The sequence below is a fragment of the Pseudomonas sp. SHLD1 genome, assembly GCF_028640935.1.
Classification (GTDB): Bacteria; Pseudomonadota; Gammaproteobacteria; order Pseudomonadales; family Pseudomonadaceae; genus Chryseomonas; species Chryseomonas aestiva.
Genome location: NZ_JAQZAD010000006.1, coordinates 342,190 through 358,355, shown reverse-complemented (window position 1 = coordinate 358,355; position 16,166 = coordinate 342,190). Strand labels below are relative to the sequence as shown.

Annotated in this window: 14 protein-coding genes and 3 pseudogenes; 2 read left to right on the top strand and 15 right to left on the bottom strand. The window is 59.7% G+C overall.

Features of this window, described 5'->3' with window-relative positions:
• Window positions 1-143: 143 nt before the first annotated feature.
• The 7 genes from PVZ77_RS01620 to pilL2 all read right to left on the bottom strand — a co-directional run bounded on the left by PVZ77_RS01620 (window position 144) and on the right by pilL2 (window position 5,959).
• Window positions 144-866 (bottom strand): DUF4400 domain-containing protein, encoded by a 723-nt coding sequence (locus PVZ77_RS01620; RefSeq protein WP_052382640.1) that lies wholly within the window; start codon window positions 864-866, stop codon window positions 144-146.
• On the bottom strand, window positions 859-2,949 hold the full coding sequence (gene traD, locus PVZ77_RS01615; RefSeq protein ID WP_273805583.1) for a type IV conjugative transfer system coupling protein TraD: 2,091 nt from the start codon (window positions 2,947-2,949) through the stop codon (window positions 859-861). Before traD ends, PVZ77_RS01620 begins: the two co-directional genes overlap by 8 nt.
• 8 nt (window positions 2,950-2,957) lie before the next feature.
• Entirely contained in the window at window positions 2,958-3,416 is a 459-nt protein-coding gene (locus PVZ77_RS01610; RefSeq protein WP_273805818.1) for an integrating conjugative element protein, read from the bottom strand.
• A 62-nt stretch (window positions 3,417-3,478) separates the two neighbouring features.
• Entirely contained in the window at window positions 3,479-4,078 is a 600-nt protein-coding gene (locus PVZ77_RS01605) for a transglycosylase SLT domain-containing protein (protein ID WP_273805584.1), read from the bottom strand.
• A complete protein-coding gene (locus PVZ77_RS01600) occupies window positions 4,063-4,776 on the bottom strand; it encodes a TIGR03759 family integrating conjugative element protein (RefSeq protein ID WP_273805585.1) in 714 nt (237 codons plus the stop codon). The genes PVZ77_RS01605 and PVZ77_RS01600 overlap by 16 nt, the downstream gene beginning before the upstream one ends.
• Window positions 4,773-5,417 carry a hypothetical protein gene (locus PVZ77_RS01595; RefSeq protein ID WP_273805586.1) on the bottom strand — a complete coding sequence of 215 codons (645 nt, stop codon included), beginning with the start codon at window positions 5,415-5,417 and terminating at the stop codon, window positions 4,773-4,775. The genes PVZ77_RS01600 and PVZ77_RS01595 overlap by 4 nt, the downstream gene beginning before the upstream one ends.
• A 23-nt stretch (window positions 5,418-5,440) precedes the next feature.
• Window positions 5,441-5,959 (bottom strand): PFGI-1 class ICE element type IV pilus protein PilL2, encoded by a 519-nt coding sequence (pilL2, locus tag PVZ77_RS01590; protein ID WP_273805587.1) that lies wholly within the window; start codon window positions 5,957-5,959, stop codon window positions 5,441-5,443.
• A 446-nt stretch (window positions 5,960-6,405) separates the two neighbouring features.
• On the opposite strand from pilL2, the gene PVZ77_RS01585 reads away from it, so the two are divergent.
• On the top strand, window positions 6,406-6,642 hold the full coding sequence (locus PVZ77_RS01585; RefSeq protein WP_042134779.1) for a type II toxin-antitoxin system Phd/YefM family antitoxin: 237 nt from the start codon (window positions 6,406-6,408) through the stop codon (window positions 6,640-6,642).
• 346 nt (window positions 6,643-6,988) lie between these two features.
• On the opposite strand, the gene PVZ77_RS01580 is transcribed toward PVZ77_RS01585, so the two are convergent.
• The 7 genes and pseudogenes from PVZ77_RS01580 to PVZ77_RS25905 form a co-directional block, all read right to left on the bottom strand.
• Window positions 6,989-8,197 carry an STY4528 family pathogenicity island replication protein gene (locus PVZ77_RS01580; RefSeq protein ID WP_273805588.1) on the bottom strand — a complete coding sequence of 403 codons (1,209 nt, stop codon included), beginning with the start codon at window positions 8,195-8,197 and terminating at the stop codon, window positions 6,989-6,991.
• A gap of 11 nt (window positions 8,198-8,208) precedes the next feature.
• Entirely contained in the window at window positions 8,209-8,760 is a 552-nt protein-coding gene (locus tag PVZ77_RS01575) for a DUF2857 domain-containing protein (RefSeq protein ID WP_273805589.1), read from the bottom strand.
• Window positions 8,761-8,789: 29 nt separating this feature from the next.
• Complete coding sequence (locus PVZ77_RS01570) at window positions 8,790-10,358, bottom strand: ParB family protein (RefSeq protein ID WP_273805590.1); 1,569 nt, start codon at window positions 10,356-10,358, stop codon at window positions 8,790-8,792.
• Between the two features lie 147 nt (window positions 10,359-10,505).
• Window positions 10,506-10,595: pseudogene (locus tag PVZ77_RS01565) on the bottom strand (LysR family transcriptional regulator); the annotation flags it as partial.
• A 14-nt stretch (window positions 10,596-10,609) separates the two neighbouring features.
• Entirely contained in the window at window positions 10,610-11,809 is a 1,200-nt protein-coding gene (locus PVZ77_RS01560) for an MFS transporter (RefSeq protein WP_273805591.1), read from the bottom strand.
• Window positions 11,810-11,878: 69 nt separating this feature from the next.
• A pseudogene (locus PVZ77_RS25910) lies at window positions 11,879-12,103 on the bottom strand (asparagine synthase (glutamine-hydrolyzing)); the annotation flags it as partial.
• A pseudogene (locus PVZ77_RS25905) lies at window positions 12,102-12,398 on the bottom strand (5-aminolevulinate synthase); the annotation flags it as partial. The pseudogenes PVZ77_RS25910 and PVZ77_RS25905, both read right to left, overlap by 2 nt.
• 153 nt (window positions 12,399-12,551) lie before the next feature.
• Here PVZ77_RS25905 and PVZ77_RS01550 point away from each other — a divergent pair.
• Entirely contained in the window at window positions 12,552-13,445 is an 894-nt protein-coding gene (locus tag PVZ77_RS01550; protein ID WP_273805592.1) for a helix-turn-helix transcriptional regulator, read from the top strand.
• 919 nt (window positions 13,446-14,364) lie between these two features.
• Here the strand turns inward: PVZ77_RS01550 and PVZ77_RS01545 are convergent.
• A complete protein-coding gene (locus tag PVZ77_RS01545) occupies window positions 14,365-15,933 on the bottom strand; it encodes a cellulase family glycosylhydrolase (protein WP_273805593.1) in 1,569 nt (522 codons plus the stop codon).
• Window positions 15,934-16,166 lie beyond the last annotated feature (233 nt).

Here is a 16,166-nt window from a genome sequence, read left to right as displayed (position 1 = left end):
GAACAGCTGGATAACTGCTAAGGGTTATATCTGGGCTCGCACGATCAAGAGACAGTGCAGCGTTCCACGTGAAACGTGTCTTAGCCTGGCTGGCGATAGATGTTCTAGACGTCTTGCCTGAATGGAATAGCCAAAGCTGTTCATCAGAGATGCTTCTTGAAAGTCCCAATGGCAATTGTGGCCATCAGGCCTGACAGGATCGCACTCACAATCGCAAAGCTGGCAATAGACAGGCTGATGGGCAGTACCAGGTACATGAACCCTGGCAGCAGTGTCAGTGGAACGAAGAGGGCCTTCGCGCGGTGATGGAGATAGCCCGATTCACGTTGCACGTTGAAGCGACGCACTTGCCGTCGGACCAAGCCGTCTACGGTACCGACGAGCACGCTCAGTATCAGCAGAGGCAGAGCCTGAAGCAGCAGTAGGCTTCGTATGCCAACGCTCAGCGCGCTGTGCCGGGCTACAGATAAAGCCTCTTTTAGCCCCGAACGTTCTTTTGCCCAAGGCAGGCTCGGCGTTCTGTGGCCAAGGAGGCTGGGTATGGCTTCGAGCCTGCCTTGTAACTCGATCCACGGGTTGGATAGCGCCATGAGCTGTACTGAGCGTTTGGTATTTAGCCACGTACGGGAAATCGACTGCCATCGATCCGGCCAAGGCGTGCGGGCGAGATCGCGTCGATCCTGCTCGTAAAGGATCTGCGCGTGCAGATCGCGGTTATCCGGCCAAACGAACAACATGCCGAAGCCTTCCAGCAAAAGCCGAAGGAGCAGCGCGGCGCACAGTAGGCCCAAGACCGTAAAGGGCAGTAGCAGAAGCTGGGTAAACCCTCCGTAACGACGCGGCCGGATGTCTACGGCATCATTCATGAGCAGATGCCTCAGTAGTCGAAGTCACCGGTGGCTCTGGGGCGGTCGGGAGTGGTGAGTCTGGTTCGCCAGATGGCTCAGCCGTCTTGGATCCGAACGGGCGCCGACGCATGGCAGCGGTCAGCGCGCGAAGATCAGCCGGTAAATCATCATCGGCGTCTGGTAGCGGCAAGGGCATGCGCACCTTCCAAAGCGCACCGCCCTCAAGCAGCGCAAAGCACTGCCCCTTGGGCAACGCGACGAGATGAGCAGGCTCGATGAGAGGCCGGCGGCTGCCCACGAGCTGATCTTGAGTGCTGGAGGTGAAGGCGCTGGCGGCCGCTGGATCAGAGGTATCGGTGACGCTACTGGATTGCGCGGGTGTATAGACGTCGACCTGGGGGAGCTGGCGGGTCAGCAGTTCGGCTGTGGCTGTTTCGCGTACCCTCAACATGAACAGGTTGTTGAAGTTGCCAATCACCTGACCAGCCTTGGCGCGATTACCTAGCCGTGCCTCGATATCCGACAGGGTCTGGGTATAGGCCGTCACCTGAACGCCAGCGCCGCCGCCCTTGTTGACCAGGGGAATAAACTCATCACCCATCAGTTCGTTGAACTCATCGGCGTGCAGATTGATGGTTGGCTTGGTGCCTGGCTTGCCGCCGGGTAATCCGCTGTCGACGCCGAACTTGTAGAGGTGTCCCGCCACCGAAACCAGATCCGCAAACATGGAATTGCCTACCGCTGCGGCGACCTCGGCATCGGATAGGGCATCCAAGCCCACATAAACAATGGCGCGTTGGCGAACGACTTGCATCCAGTCGAAGATTGGCCGCGGATCCTGCATGTCCTCGTAGTCCGGCGAGAGCAACTGGACGATCTTGCCGGTGGTGAGCTTCTCCAGCAGGGGCAGGAGCGAAGCCACAATCTTGTCGAAAAAGCTGCGCTCGTAGCGCACGGCGCTGCGCAGGCCATCGAGCACCGGATCGAAGTGATGCGTACTGGAAAGGTACTGCTCGAGGGCAACGACTCGGATCTCCCGCCCAATCATATGCCGCGGCAGATTACGGTTGTTCAGTCCCGCCTCAAGCTTGAGGATCGCCTCCCACGCCTCGGGCTCACGTGTGGCGAAGTAGTGTTCGGCGTACTGAATAAACAGCGCATCGATGTTGATGACATAGCGCTGGATCAACCGATAGTCAGGGCGCTGACCCAGCTCCACCAGCGCGCGCGCAATGATGTTGACGAAGCGCCAGGCAAACTCGCGAAAGGCGGCGCTATCGCCTTCACCGGAGAGTTGCCCGGCAAGACGAGTAGCCACCTCGGAGATACGACCAAAACGGCCGACGGCGTTGTACCGAGCCGAGCTGTCGGGCCAGCCCAGGTGGAACACCAAAAACTCCTGCTCACGGCCGGCACGTTTGGCTTCGGCGTACATCCGCTTGAGCAGATCTGCATCGCCTTTGGGATCGAACACGATCACCACTTCATGCTCGCCCTGCGCATTGCGACGGCGGATGTCCTGCGCGATGAAGAGCTCGGCCAGCCGCGTCTTGCCGACCCGCGTGGTACCCAGTACCAGCGTATGGCCCACACGCTCGTTCAAGGGTAGGCAGACGTCTTGCTCGTCAGGCTCAACGCCATGAAGGCGAGGCAGGCCGCCAATGGCGGCTTGAGTCAGGTGACCGCGCCGCGAAGGCTGTTTGAAAAGGTGTTGGATAAAGCGGTCATACCGACTTGGCTCGACATAGCGGCGGCACTGCGGCAAATAGGTCTCGAGCAAGCGTTGGGTATGCCGCGCCTCCCAACGAAACCCACGGCCGATGAACAGCGTGTGCGTGCTGACCGGTATCGCAGCGCTGGACAGGGTGTAGGCAGGCAGCCGCCGAAGATTGCGTCGGTAGCGCAGGATGCGATGAGCCTGATACAGCCGTGCGGCGGCGAGGCATAGGAATGCCGTTGTGGCGAACGAGGCCATTGGGGCCGAGAGCCCGAGCGTTTCGGGAATGAGTGCAACAAGGCCAGCCGCTAGCATGCAGGCGCCAACGCTGTACAACTCCACGGCGGGGCGAAGCCAGCGCTCATAGCCGGTCGGATGGGACATGGCCTGCGCTACCTGTCATCCGCCATTGGCACGAGCAGCACAGGGTAGTGGTGCAGCCCAAGGCGTTGGGCGAGGTCATCCCCCGACGTTGGAATGAGGGTGAGGTCGGGGTCCAGGCGCCGAAGTTTTGCCAAGGCCGCGGCAGTGTCGATATTTACCACCAGGCCAATAGCCTGCTGGTCCTTCAGCTGCCGCCGCTGCTGGCTCAGCCAATGACGTGAGTACTCATCATCACCGATGAGAAATAGGGGGCTAAGCCCAGGTGCTTGGAGCGCTCGTGTCGAAGCTTCGCCAGGAAGCAGTCTTTGTGACCGCACCGGTAGCATTGCGGCCTCAGCCTCATAAGCATCGGCAGGAAATGGGGTCACAGTAGACGTACGTGGTGGAGCTGTCCGCTTGAACGGCTCGAAGTACGGCTGGGTGGAAACACCTCCCTCGTGACCCACCACGATGAGTGGGTCCGCCATTGCCTGCAGGGATAGCCATCCCGTACCGAGTACGAACAGTGAGCGTCTTCCGAACCCAGGTCTCACGGCAGCTCTCCCACCTGCAGTCCACTGGCTACCTGACCCTGTAGGCGATCCAGATGCGCCTGGACGAGGCGCTGATAGCGTGCGGCAAGGGCGCCGCCGGCCGGGCGGTGGTAGCGGCCAATGGCGGCTGGCCAATCAGGCGCAGCTGCGCGCTGCTCGACGAGGATTGCAGCGGCAATCGCAAGGTTTTGATAGGGGTCTAGCAAGTCACACGGATGGGTGACGCGATGGCGGTGGTAACCCAGGTTGATCTGGCCGAGACCCACGTCGATTTTGCGGTCTGGGGCAGTGTCCATGGCCTGCAGCAGGCCAGTGCATGCCGTATGGCGATTGGCAAAGCGCTTGGCCTCGCCAGCTACGTTCAGGGTCCAGGGCCACGGTACTGATCGTCCTTGCCAGCGGCGGCCGCTTTCCTGCAGTGCTATGGCGTACAGAATCAGAGAGGGCACGCCGGCTTGCTGGGCCGCAAGCTGATAAGCCGGAGGCGGCAGTTGAGGTTGCGCCCAGGTGGCGACGCTGACCAAAGCCGACAACAAAAAAGCCAGGCCAGCGACTGGTCGACGGCGCCTTGTTGGCGTGGCTACTGTCGCTGCCATTGTCCATTCACCCGCTGTGCGACGACGGGCAATTCGCCGGCAAGACCTAGCGACTGAAAGCGGCCATTGTCATGGTTGAGGGTGATGGTCCGCTGCCGAACCCGTGTGGGATCCAGGCGCGCCTGACGCGCCCAACGCCGGAGTCGTGCGTCATCGCCTTTACTATCCACCAGGTACAGGTCGAAGGCCCGACCCTGTGCCTGCAACTGCCGGACACGGTCAAGACAGGGCGTGCAGTCCGCTTTGACGAACACGGAAAGGCGCGCCTCGTCTGCCACGTTGGCGTCCTTGAGCGTGACCCGCTGCAAGTCAGGTGCAAGGCGCTGCCAGGCAGCGTCGTAGGCGCGCTGATAGGTCAGCAGTTTCTCGACGCGTCGGGCCTCGGCTCTGACCTGCAACTCCGCATAGCGCGCACGCTCTTCGTCACTGCGTGCCTCGATACCTAGGGCGGTCAATGGGTCCAAGTTCGGCGCGTAGATACCTAGCGGACCCTGCATCAGCTCGCGATAGCGGACCCAGTCACTGGCCTGCAGACCCCAGGCCCGAGCCTGTGCTTCCTCGTTCAGCACGAGTCGGCTGTGTTGGGTATCGCTCCAACGCGTCTGGTCGTGGGAGGCGGGCGCAGGAGATGCCTGAACAGCCTGAATAGAGCCAAGGATCAGACTGAGCAACGCGGTAGCAGGTAACCGTTGTGTCATCGCGTGTCTCCTCCAGGCAGCGGCAGACGCCGCACCAGGCCATCCACCCGAAATGTCGCGGTGTCCTGGGTCAAGCCGGTGAGCTGCCATTGGCCCAAGGACTCGCCCACGCGGAGCAGCGTGACGGCGTTGAGCCCTTGCTGATGAGCAGGTAGCAGGGAAAGAAAGGTGTGACCGCCACGTTGCTCTGCACCGAGTAGCTGAAAGGGCGGTTTGGACGTCTTGACCTTTGGCGCAGGTCGTGCCGGTGTTTGGCGCTTCTCGCGAAACGCCGTTGCTTGGTGCATCAGGGCGTACAACTGAGCCTCAAGTCGGTCAGTGCGTTGTTGCAAAGTCAGCATGTCTGCAGCTTGGGCATGCTTTTCCTGCTGCTGAACAACGGCGGCCAATCTGGCTTCAAGGTCCTCGCGTACCGCGCTTAGCTCGGTCGGGCTGACCAGGCGCTCTGGCGTTGGCAGGGCATCCAGTCGGGCGCTGAGGGTGACCATGTCCGCCTGCAGCGCCTGAAGGCCCGGCTGGTCATCGTGTTGCGCTAGCTGCTGACGCAGACGCGATTGGCCCCTGTGGTCATGCACGATCAGGATGCTGAGCGCGAGTAACCAGGCAGCGCCGCCCAGGCGTTGTAGACGATCAGCACGCATGGCCAGAAAAGACGCTCGTACCCTCACGATGGCCGGCCCTCGGTTGGATGGGTGGGCGCAGGTGCAAAGCACACACGCCGAGCGAGCGAATCAACCTGTAGCGTCCAGGCGGGACCTGCCAGAGTCTGCAGGGCGTCACGCAGCGGCAGCGGACCCAACTGCAGGTGTGCGGCCGGCAAGGGCAGCGCATAGAGCTGAGTCGCCTCTTGCGTCTCGCACAGTGAAAAGCCGGAGCGGATCAGCACGTAGCGCAGGGCTTCGCCCACAGTACGGTCGGCCCCAGCGGGGATGGAAACGTCCACAATCTGGCGCATCAGGTTGCGTTGAGCGAGTTCAGGTCCTTGCTCGACCAAGGTGTAGCGTGCCTGGCGGACAACCAAAAGCTCCTGTTCCGGCACGGGTGCGGGCGAGCGCACTAAAGGGATGTCGGACAGCGCGGTTGCTGTGTCGGTCGGCAGTGAGGTACAGCCTTGGAGCAGTAAGCCCAGGACGGCCCCTGTGCAGGCAGGGATAAGGCAAGCGGTGGCGTAGGGTGCGCGCATGGAAGACTCCCGAGAAGGCGAGTCCCTACTTTCCAATGCAGGGCCGTCTTGAAGCTGCAATTAAGGCGTACTGGGGCTTTACCCGTTTTCGCTAGGCGTTAGCTGAGCAGGTTGGTTGCGTGCCACGCGATAGCTATCCCCTGGGGATAGCTATGACCAGGTCGTACGGTAATTCTTGCGACGTTCCAGCAGGTACGTGTGGCTGCTGTATCGATCCACACAATTTGTCCGCATGCCCTCAGATCGACGGCATGAACGATCTGCGGCTCCATGGATTTCATGGGTAGCTCGAGCCAGAATGTTCGATCTGCGTGCAATGTCGAGAGGCATCTCTGCTTGCAGAAAAAAGATCTCTGCTGCGTTTCTAGGACCCACGGTAATGCCTCTAAGCTGGCCTAAGGGCTTTTAGCATCGAATTCAAGCGGTGTTTGAGAAGGGAGTGAAGAATGCGTGTACTGACCTTTAGCCAGGCTCGCGCCGACCTTGAGCAGACGATGGACGAGGTTTGCCGAAACCACGAGCCTGCTGTAATCACGCGTCAGCGTGGCGAACCTGTTGTGATGATTTCTTTGGATGATTACAACGGTATGCGCGAAACCATATACCTCCTGGGATCGTCGGCTAACGCCAAGCGCCTTCGCGCCTCCATTGATCAGCTTCGGGCCAGCAAAGCCATCTCATAGGAGTGACCATCAATGAGCCATATGGCGATGCGATGTCACAAAGAAGGCTCACAACAGTGTCTGAATCTCTTTACGTAGGATGGCCTGAAGGACGACGCCGAGGTGACCAGCGTTGTCTCAGATGAGCCTTACCCGCACTATCCCCTGGGGATAGATACTTCCGGCGCCTGCTCCGGACTGAGCAGCATTGTCTCAGGCTATCCCAGGGGGATAGCTTTCAGGAGTGAACGCGGCGGTGCTGAACAATGTTGCGCCCCGGTAAACCTGCCCTATCTATCCCCTGGGGATAGCTTCTCTGGAAGCGTACCGCCGTGCTGAGAGCGTTTCCAAATGATCCTGCCACGAGCTATCCCCTGGGGATAGCGTCCCGCGGAGGGAGACGCAGCGCTGATCGTAGTTGATCCAAGTGAGCCCGACCTACCTCAGGATTTCGCGACGTCTGGCACGCACGCGCCGGTGGCGATTTGGCAGGAATGATCGGTGTCGGCTCAGGCGGCAGTGGTGGTGGGGCAGGCGTAGATGCTGCCGCGCGATTGAATTCGCCACGCAGGGCTTTCTGGATGATGCCGAACAGATAGCCTGCGGGATTGCGAACCGCAGAGCGCTCGCAGCGGGCCGCCCATTCATCGAGAATCGCCTGTCGCTGTGCGGGCTCCACGGGCTTGAGGGCCGCTAGGGCGCCGGACTGTTGCTCGCGGTCAAGGGTGAGAAAGCGTGGGGGTAGTACGAGGTCGTTAGACTCAGTCATCTTCGTACGTACTAATTCTTTATCTACTTTACGTACAGTACAGTCTGCCTTCGGATTCCGAAGGGTGTCGTTAGAATCAGGGATTGCACCTGCTTCGGAATCCGAAGACGGTGCGGGCGTACTGTCTTCGGATTTCGGGATTTCAGGGTCCGTTACCGCCAGCACGCCTTTGTCCGCCCAGCCCTGCTGAGCGAGACGTTGAGCAATGATCTGCAGGCGAGAGGGAAGGCTCCGCTGGTTGACCTGCGGATCTTCAGTCACCTCCCTTAGCACCTGTCGCGCGACCACCTGTACTGTCTTCGCCGCGTGGCTCAGTGCTTGGCTCACCAGCTTCAGATAGTCCGGATCCAGCTGGATTGCTTCGAACGGCGTGAGGGGCTCATCGTGCAGGACATAGAGGTTGCCCTGGATACGGCCGGTGTGAGGATCACGTTGTCGCCGGACAAGACTCAGCCACCGCGTCAGTCGGAGGAGGGCCAGGGCGCGGGCCACGGTTTCGTTGGACGCTTGTGTGGCGCAAGGCATGACCGCCAAGTACGGACGGAGCCGCTCGTAGGTCGGAAAGGCTGTCAGGCCGCTGCGATCCAGCAGCACGTGCAAAACCTGCCAGGCGTTGCGCTCTAGCGGCGTCAGGCGCCGATCAAGCAGGAGCCCGCGCGGTAGGCTGTCGTGGCGGTTACCGCTGTAGAGGAAACCATCCTGGGGCGTGCCGTCCGCCTTTGGGGATGGTTTGAGGGTGCGCAGGACGTCATTGAAGACAGCTGTCAGGGGCGCGGGAGTCGCGCGCCGCAACGCCTCGTGGGCCATGCCTACGCTCCCTATTGACCGGTCCAGCGACGAACCGACGACCAGAGAACGGCCAGCGGTACTTCATGCGCCTCGGCAAGCTCCATGGCCAGCTCAAGCATGGCGGTCTCGTCGTCGGTTGATAGCCCTCGCTGCGCTACCTCGGTTTTCCATTGCCGCCAGAGTGCGGCGTCCTGCGCATCGTCCAGCGCGGGATAACGGCCTTTGCGCTTGGGTAAGCCCAGCACCTTGCGGCGTAAGGCAACCTCTTGGTGGGTGAGCCCGAAGCGATGACTGACCATCTCGCTGCTACTGCCCAGGCGCAGCATGCGGTCAATCTGCGCGATTTCCTGACTCACATCGGCAGATTGTCCAAGCAGACGTTTGATCACGTCGCGATTGATCAACACCGTGCACCATGAGACTGGCGCGTTTACCAGAAGGCTGACCAGGTCTGGCTGCTTCAGGGCGGCCAGTTCCTCCTCGTCAAATCCCATCGCTTGGCAGCGGCGCAGCTCGCCATGATGTAAGTGGTGCAGGGCTTGGGTCAGGACGGCTTGGTTCAGAGGGTGGCTGGTCGGCATGACAGAGGTTCTCGGAACAGTGCACAGGATTAAGAGAAAGAACCGGCCTCTAGGCGGTTGAGGCGACGGGTGTGGCGGATGAGCCGGAATAGCAGTGAGAGCGAAGGTCCACTTAGTGGGGCGATCTCGCCCGCCTGACCCTGCAAGAGCGCGCCGAGTCCATCGGCAAGGGCTGCGCGGTCGACCAGGGGTAGCGTCTGAGCGGTGCCGTTGAGCGCGTGCAGCAGGAGCAACACGGTACGCGCGGTGGGCTGCAGGGCATGAGCATCGCTCGGCCACGTACAGGAGAAGCCCAGGTGACTGGTATGGACGTTCACGTAGGGCTCGACACCCGCGTCTCGAGCCAGCTGCTGCGCAAGATGTGCAATCTGCTCCCGCAGTTGCTCAGGTTGGATACGCACAGATTCATGGGGTGTCGCGTGGTCGCTGGATTTATCCCTGCCCAGAGAAGATTGAGCCATGTGGGACTTGTTTCCCGGCTGCGCGAAGGGCTCATCGGTATGGCGGGCAATCAACTGTTGAATGGCCATGAGCCGTGGAGTAGTACCCGAACCGGTCTCATTGGGTGTGTGCCCCGGTGCGTGCGAACCGAGCGGTGGCGTTTGCGAGAGCGCACGTTGGCGCGTTTCCTGATGATTGATGTCCAGTGCCAGCGCCTCGTAATGCATCCCGAGCGCTGCGGCCATTTGTGCGATCAGCTCGTCCTGTACGCGTCGTGGGCAAAAGTGCTCGCCCGCAGAATCAAATTGCGCCAATACGTGTTGGAACAATTCGGCAAAGGTGTGGCGCCCGCGGTAGTTTGCCAGACGCTGCCAGGTGCGTTCGCACGCCCGTCTTAGAATCGCAAGGCGTTCCACTTGATGCCGTCCAAGGCCGGCGTACAGCACGGTGGGTATGGCAGGGAGCAGATAGCGCAACGCTTCCTGCATGCGACTGATGTGGGATTGGCGAACGGGATAGCCATCCGCGTTGAGGCGCCGTGCCAGTTCGGATTGGGAGAGGGTGCGTCCGGCTTCTTGCTCGTACAGCGCTTGCGCCCGTTGGATGGCCTTGGCGCGTTCGATAAAGGTGAGGCCGCCACGGAGTTCATTTTCGGCTAGGTGGCCCGTCAGTGCCTCCAGCTCGCCACGCTCGGTCCACGGACGATACCGGCAAGTCAGCCGGGAAAAGCGCTCTTCGCCAGTTTCGGCATAGAGCTCGCGCAGGATCGACAGGCGCGTATTACCCCCGCTGTAGATGATGTAGTGAGACTCGCCAGTACGCCGCGTGATGACAGGTACGCTGTCCAGACCACGCTCGCGGATCGAAGCCTTGATCTCGTCATAGGCAGGATTTCTAAGAGTACGGGGGTTGTGATCAAAGGGGCGCAGCTCGTCGAGGGTGACAATCCGTAGCGACTCGCAAGCCGTTCCTGCTTCGTACGTTTCGGGCTCCAGGCGCGAATCTTCTACCGGGCTATCTTGGTGAGCCTTGGCAGGAACGCCCTGTCGGGAGGCATGGGATTCGGCATCGCCGGAAACTGTTCGGGCCAGCGGGTCAAGCGAGTCAGGTTTGATCGGCTCGTCAGAGCCGGTGGCTTCATGAGGATACGTGTGCATGGCAGACGTAAGGTCAATTGAGTAGGGGTGAATAGGTCCGGTCTCCGTTGCTCCTGCAAACGGTGCCACCGTCGATGGAAACGCCCTCATAGCGCACGACCAAGAGGAGATACCAGGATTAAAGCGCTTCTGACGCTCTCCCTAAACCGACTGCTCGATATGCAGTCGTGCCGCTGCCCGGGCGAAATGACGTTCTTTTGCCGCGGCAATGAAACAGCGTAAGTGGCGCAGTTCCACAGCCTTTCCTTCAGTCAGTGTTTAGAGTCGAGATAGGTGTGATTGGATGCCGTGCCTTTCTGGCGTAGTAGGAGCAGTTGGGCAAAGGCGCCAAGTGCGGCTACGCCGGCAGCGTAGAGCGTCAGATTACCGACCGGTTGTTCGAGCAGTAGAACGAACCCGCCTGCAGCCGCACCAAGAGCGCTCCCCAAGTACAAGGCCGATTCATTCAAGGCCACGGCAAGGTTGCCATCACCATGGTGTTGGCGCGCCTGGATCAGCTCGTTGTTCTGCGGTACCTGCAGGGCCCAGCCGACCGCGCCCCAAGCGGCAATGGGTAGCATGACAAGCCACTGATTCCACTGTGCGGTTTGAGGAAGAAAAAGCAGAGACAGTGCCAGAACGACCATGATCCCTAGGGTCAGCACCGCACCACGAACGCGATCAACCAGGGGGCCAATTAAGAAACTTCCTAGTACACCGCCGATACCCCATACCCAGAGGTAGGGCGTGACAGAGTGGATACCACCGTAGGCAGGGTCGGACAGCAGAGGGGCGATGAAGGTATACATGCCGAGGCTGGATACGGCCGCTAGCAACGACACGAGCAAAATGGTCAGGACTCGGCCATCGCTGAGCATGGCGAGTTTTTGGCCAAGGGAGCTGGCGGTCGCCTTGGGTAGCGCTGGCAGACGCAGGTAAAGGCCCGCCCAGCTCACAGCGCCCAGGAGCGTGATCAACCATAGAGCTGCTTGCCAGCCCCATTGGTCAGCCAATAGCAAACTCAGCGGTACACCAAGGACCACACCGCTGGCCATGCCGCCCAAAATTACGGCGATACCTTTGCCGCGGCGCTCCGGAGTAGAGAGCGATGCGGCGGCAGCAATGCCCATGGCGAGGTAGACACCGGCACCAATACCGGCGATTGCGCGGCAAACTACAAGCGTCAGAAAGCTATCAGAAAGGGCGCTTCCTGCGTTCGCAAGTACGAAGACCAGTAGGGCGAGTAACAGTCCAGCACGTTGCCGGTTGGGCGGCACAAGGGCGACGAACACAGGCGAGCCGATGCCATAAGCAAGGGTAAAGGCGGTAACCAGTTGGGCCGCCATGGCTACTGACACTGAGAGGGAGCTTTGGATGAGCGGGATGAGCCCTGCTGTCACATAGGAGGCCATCCCAAGGGCGAAAGCGCCCAAGGCGATGAGATAGGTAGGTGAAGTACGATTTGAAGGCATGACAAAGTCCTCACGGAGGTGAGTCGGTAAATAGGAAGTGAAGGGGCGACGCGGCGGTCGTCCAGGTAACTAGAAAAGCTCGACGCTGACGTCGTACTCGCGCAACCAAGTATCAAGCCCGACCGCGAGTTCCATACCCATGCGCTCATACATAGGCGAGTGGGCGCCAAGGAGCCTTTCTAACGCTGCTTCTACACGGGTGAAGTCGAGGAAGGGGCGGACGGGCGCATTCGAGTCATCTCGGATAGCGGCTAGGGCTTTGCGTAGCCCCTGCTCGTAAGCGAGATCTTGCGTCGGCCAAGCTTTGCTCTAATTGTCCGTACAACGCATGAGAGCCCCCAATGTTGCGCGAACCTCCCGAACCTGCACCGTAGGTGTCCAAGGCCTCGTGCATAGCGTTACGTACCTCGGAATGCTGGGACATTCCGAGGTAGTCATTGCTGCACCACATTACGACCGCTGATTGCGAGTTGTCGGCCAAGCGAGCCAAAGGGTAACGACCACATAAGCGGTCCAAGGTCGTAAAGGTGCGGTACTGGTTAGCTTGTTTCAGGGCTTCCAGCTTCTGATGCAAGAGCGTGTTGTACATCGGTGTGACTCCTAGGCAGTAATAGCAAGCGCGTCTTTTTCTCCTCGCGCGGCAGCCCTGACGTGAGGCACTCGGCTTCAGGACGCGCTATTCTTCGCACCCTTTTGAGCCTGTTACAATTTGGTTGCTTATACTGTTACTAGGAGTAATGGCATGTCGGCGGGGCGGTCTTTCGAACGTTCTCGGATTGAGCTTGCAGAGTTTCTAAGAAGTCGCCGGGAGCGGCTGACGCCTGAAGAGGTTGGGTTGCCGTCCGGTGGGCGACGACGGACACCTGGGTTACGGCGTGAAGAGGTAGCGACGCTGGCACGAGTGGGTCTCAGTTGGTACACCTGGCTCGAACAAGGCCGAGAAATCAGCGTTTCCTCGACTTTTCTGGACAATCTATCCCGTGCACTCAAGCTCGATGCCACGGAGCGTCGTCATCTCTATCTACTCGCCCAACAGCGGCCACCGTGTGAGCCCGGCAGGACGTGGTGCGTAGTTCCGCCCCTGATTATTCGGTTGATAGAGGATTTGGATGCCCGCCCGTCCTACGTTTTGAACCTGCGCTGGGATGTGTTGGCTTGGAATGACGCGGCCGACCGACTGTTTGGCTTTTCGGAGCAGATCCCTGAGCGACGTAATTTGCTTTGGATGCTGTTTACGTCCAAGCGGCTACGCCAGCTTCTCGACCCATGGGAGGGCCAAGCAGTCCAGATCTTTTCGAGCTTCCGGCGCGATTTTGTTCAGGGAACCCAGGACGCAGAGATCGTGGGACTGGTAAAGGACCTGGAGCGGGTAGCCCCAGAATTTTGTGACTGGTGGAATCGGCAGGACATCCATGGGCCCTGCCAAGGAATTCGATACTTCCGACTCGATGGAATAGGCCAGATGGTGTTTGAGCACACGACGCTTACAGTAGATGTGGACCGACATCTACGGCTGGTTTACTACGCTCCACAGCTGGATGGAGCACAGAACGCGACGTTCGAGCGCTGGCTTAAGGAAGGGGAGAAAGAAGCTCATGTCACGAAGCCAAGTGACCTGGCTGAGGAGTATTCATGACCAGGTCGCGTCTCGACTACAGATTTGCAGCCTACGCTGATGAACAAGCGGTGGTAACGGCCTTAGAGAAATCTTTCGCCAAAGCCCATAGGCTTTTCTAGCCGTCACAACCTCATGGACAGCTGAGCGCCACACGAGCGACGCTCAGCTGTCTCCTCCCCTAGGGGTGACGAGCCTCTGATAGCGCTCTGCGATAGAGCGTCACCATTTCATCGAGTAAATCTCGAGCCATATAGGCCGAAATTCGCTGACGTAGGTCTGTTGGGCTATCCGCGTTGCCCTGATCGTTGGCTAGGCGATCCAACAGGTCGCTGAGAATTGAAGCCCGTATATCCGCATCTGCCTCTGGCGACTCCCGGGTGAACTCAGGTTGTCGCAACGAGGCTGGGCTGACGGGGAAGGGAAGGACTGCACCTTTCGTCTCAGCCATTGTTCACCTCTATCATGGAGGTACAACGCAACGAGGTAAGGCAGGGGCGGGGCGCGAGCTTAAAAGGAAGACGATGCATGTTCATGCTGCTCCTTGGTTCGGTTAAGGAGCCGCCACCACCGTTGCTACGCGGTATGGAGGCGGACCGTACGGGGGTAGCAAACCGGGAACCAAGGGAACCGGCCAGGCCGAAGCCTGCCCCGCACGGCCCGCCATAGGATGCGCACAACCAGATGCTGAGCATTGGCTGTGGGCTATGACGCTGCCGCGCCTTGGTTTGTCAGGTTGCTACACCCGGCCATGGGATTGACCATGGCTACCGAAATTTAACGCTCTGAGGCTGCTACTGCAACTGGGACTCAGCAGTCCTCAAAGGTGGCGCAGATGCCCTTTTCAGAATGGTCAGCGTATCGAGCGCAAGCGAACGGTACGCGCTCGGCATTAGAAAGCGACGCCGATAGGCGTGACGCTCACATACCAATTCGGCCGCTAGCGCTGACGCAATCTATACTCCTCACTGCTCTTCATCGCAGCGATAGCGTTATCCAACGTGGCGTTTCCATCGGTGATCTGCTGTACCCAATAATTCATGCCGCTACCATCCGGCTCTCTGCCCAGATAGGTACGGTAGGCCTGGACCACGCCGTCCCGTGCCACACTCATGGCTTCGTCGCTATGCAAAATAGCGGACTTCACCTGATCACGCGTCATCGTGCCGGAGTTAAGCAGTCCGGCCCAGTAGGCCAGTCCGGCTTGATCGGCTATGCGGCCCATGTAGCTGTTATAGAGCTGCCAGACATAACTGCGGTTTTGGTATTCGCCACTATTGAAAAACGAGTTGATGACGGATGCCAGCGACATGGTCCCGCTGTCCAGCAGGCCGGTCCAATAGCTTAGGCCAGCGGGTTCCGCCTCTCTTCCTAGGTAGTCGATATAGAGCTGCTTCACCGTGCCGGCGTAAGCACTGTTCGCGTTTGGTTTGGCGATCGCGCCCTGGGTTATTTGAACAGGCCCGATGCCCGTGCAACTGGTGTCATCGAGGTAGTTCTTAAGGGTTGGCCACTGCGGTCGTTCTACCCCGTTTACTGGTTCTACCGATAGGTTGTAGTTGGCCCAGCCAGGACCCGCCGCCCAGTAAGTTGCCGGCATGCAGTTTTGCTTCAGATAGGCCAACATGTTGCCCATGATGACGTTCCAGCGACCATCTGAGTCCGGTACGCCAAACTCACCGATCATGCCTCGCTTACCATTCTTCTTGAGCCATTCGACGAATGGCTTGACCCGCTCCACGCCAAAATTATCTCCGTAGGCCGCGGCGCTTGTGTTGGTGTAGTTGCCCCCGCCGCCTACACCGTCGAAGTACACGTGGGCCTGATAAATCAGGTTGTTTGCCGGGTCTTTGAGCCCCAGCAACGTATCGTTCCATTGTGGCCAGCGAGTGGCCTCGGCCCAGCCGTTGCCCTCGATCATGATGGGGCGAACCGAATCGATGGATCGAACGCCGTCGATACCGTACTGCGCCGCAGTGGCCCATTGAGCCACCGCATCATGGGGCTCGTTCATGATGTCGTAGGCGTACAGCGACGACTGGGTGCTCCAGCGTTGAGCGATGCGAACGAGCACATCCTTGTAGTGCATATAGGACACGTTGCCTGTGCCTATCACTACACCGCGATAGCGCATGTAGTTATGCAGGTCCAGGATGATCTTGATGTCGTACTTTTGCGCGTAGTTGAAGGTGCGATCGATCAGAGCCGCATAGGTAGGGTCCAGTGGGCCGCCAAGCACGGGTTGTAGCCGTTCCCAGAGAATGGGGAAGCGAATCAGCTTAACCCCTCGGCCGCTCCACTGACTGAAATAGCTTTCTGTAGGAAAAATGTAGTGGGTGCCGTTCACCCCGGGCAGGATCTGCGAGGCAAACCCGGCTCCCGATAGGTTCAGTCCCAGCAGGCTGACCCGCTCCGCCCGTGCAGGGCCGGCCATGAAGGCTGACAGCATGGCTAAGATCAGGGCTGTCCTGAGCCGGAAGATGTTCGAGCAGAAGAAAGAAGATGCCATGAGAGATCGCCCGGGTATCGTCTCGGCGGTACGCGGATTGCCGAGCCGGTTGGCAGTGGAGATAGCATTCCCCTGCGGAGCCGTACCGCGTGACCAGGCATCCCCGGGGAGCCTAGGCGTATCTGACGTTGGATCGAACTTCTTTAATCCGAGGCGATGAGCGGTTACTGCCGGCACGAGGAGGGGGGCGAGGCGGGAGGTCGAAAACGCTGGGCTGGGACGACGCAGAAAAA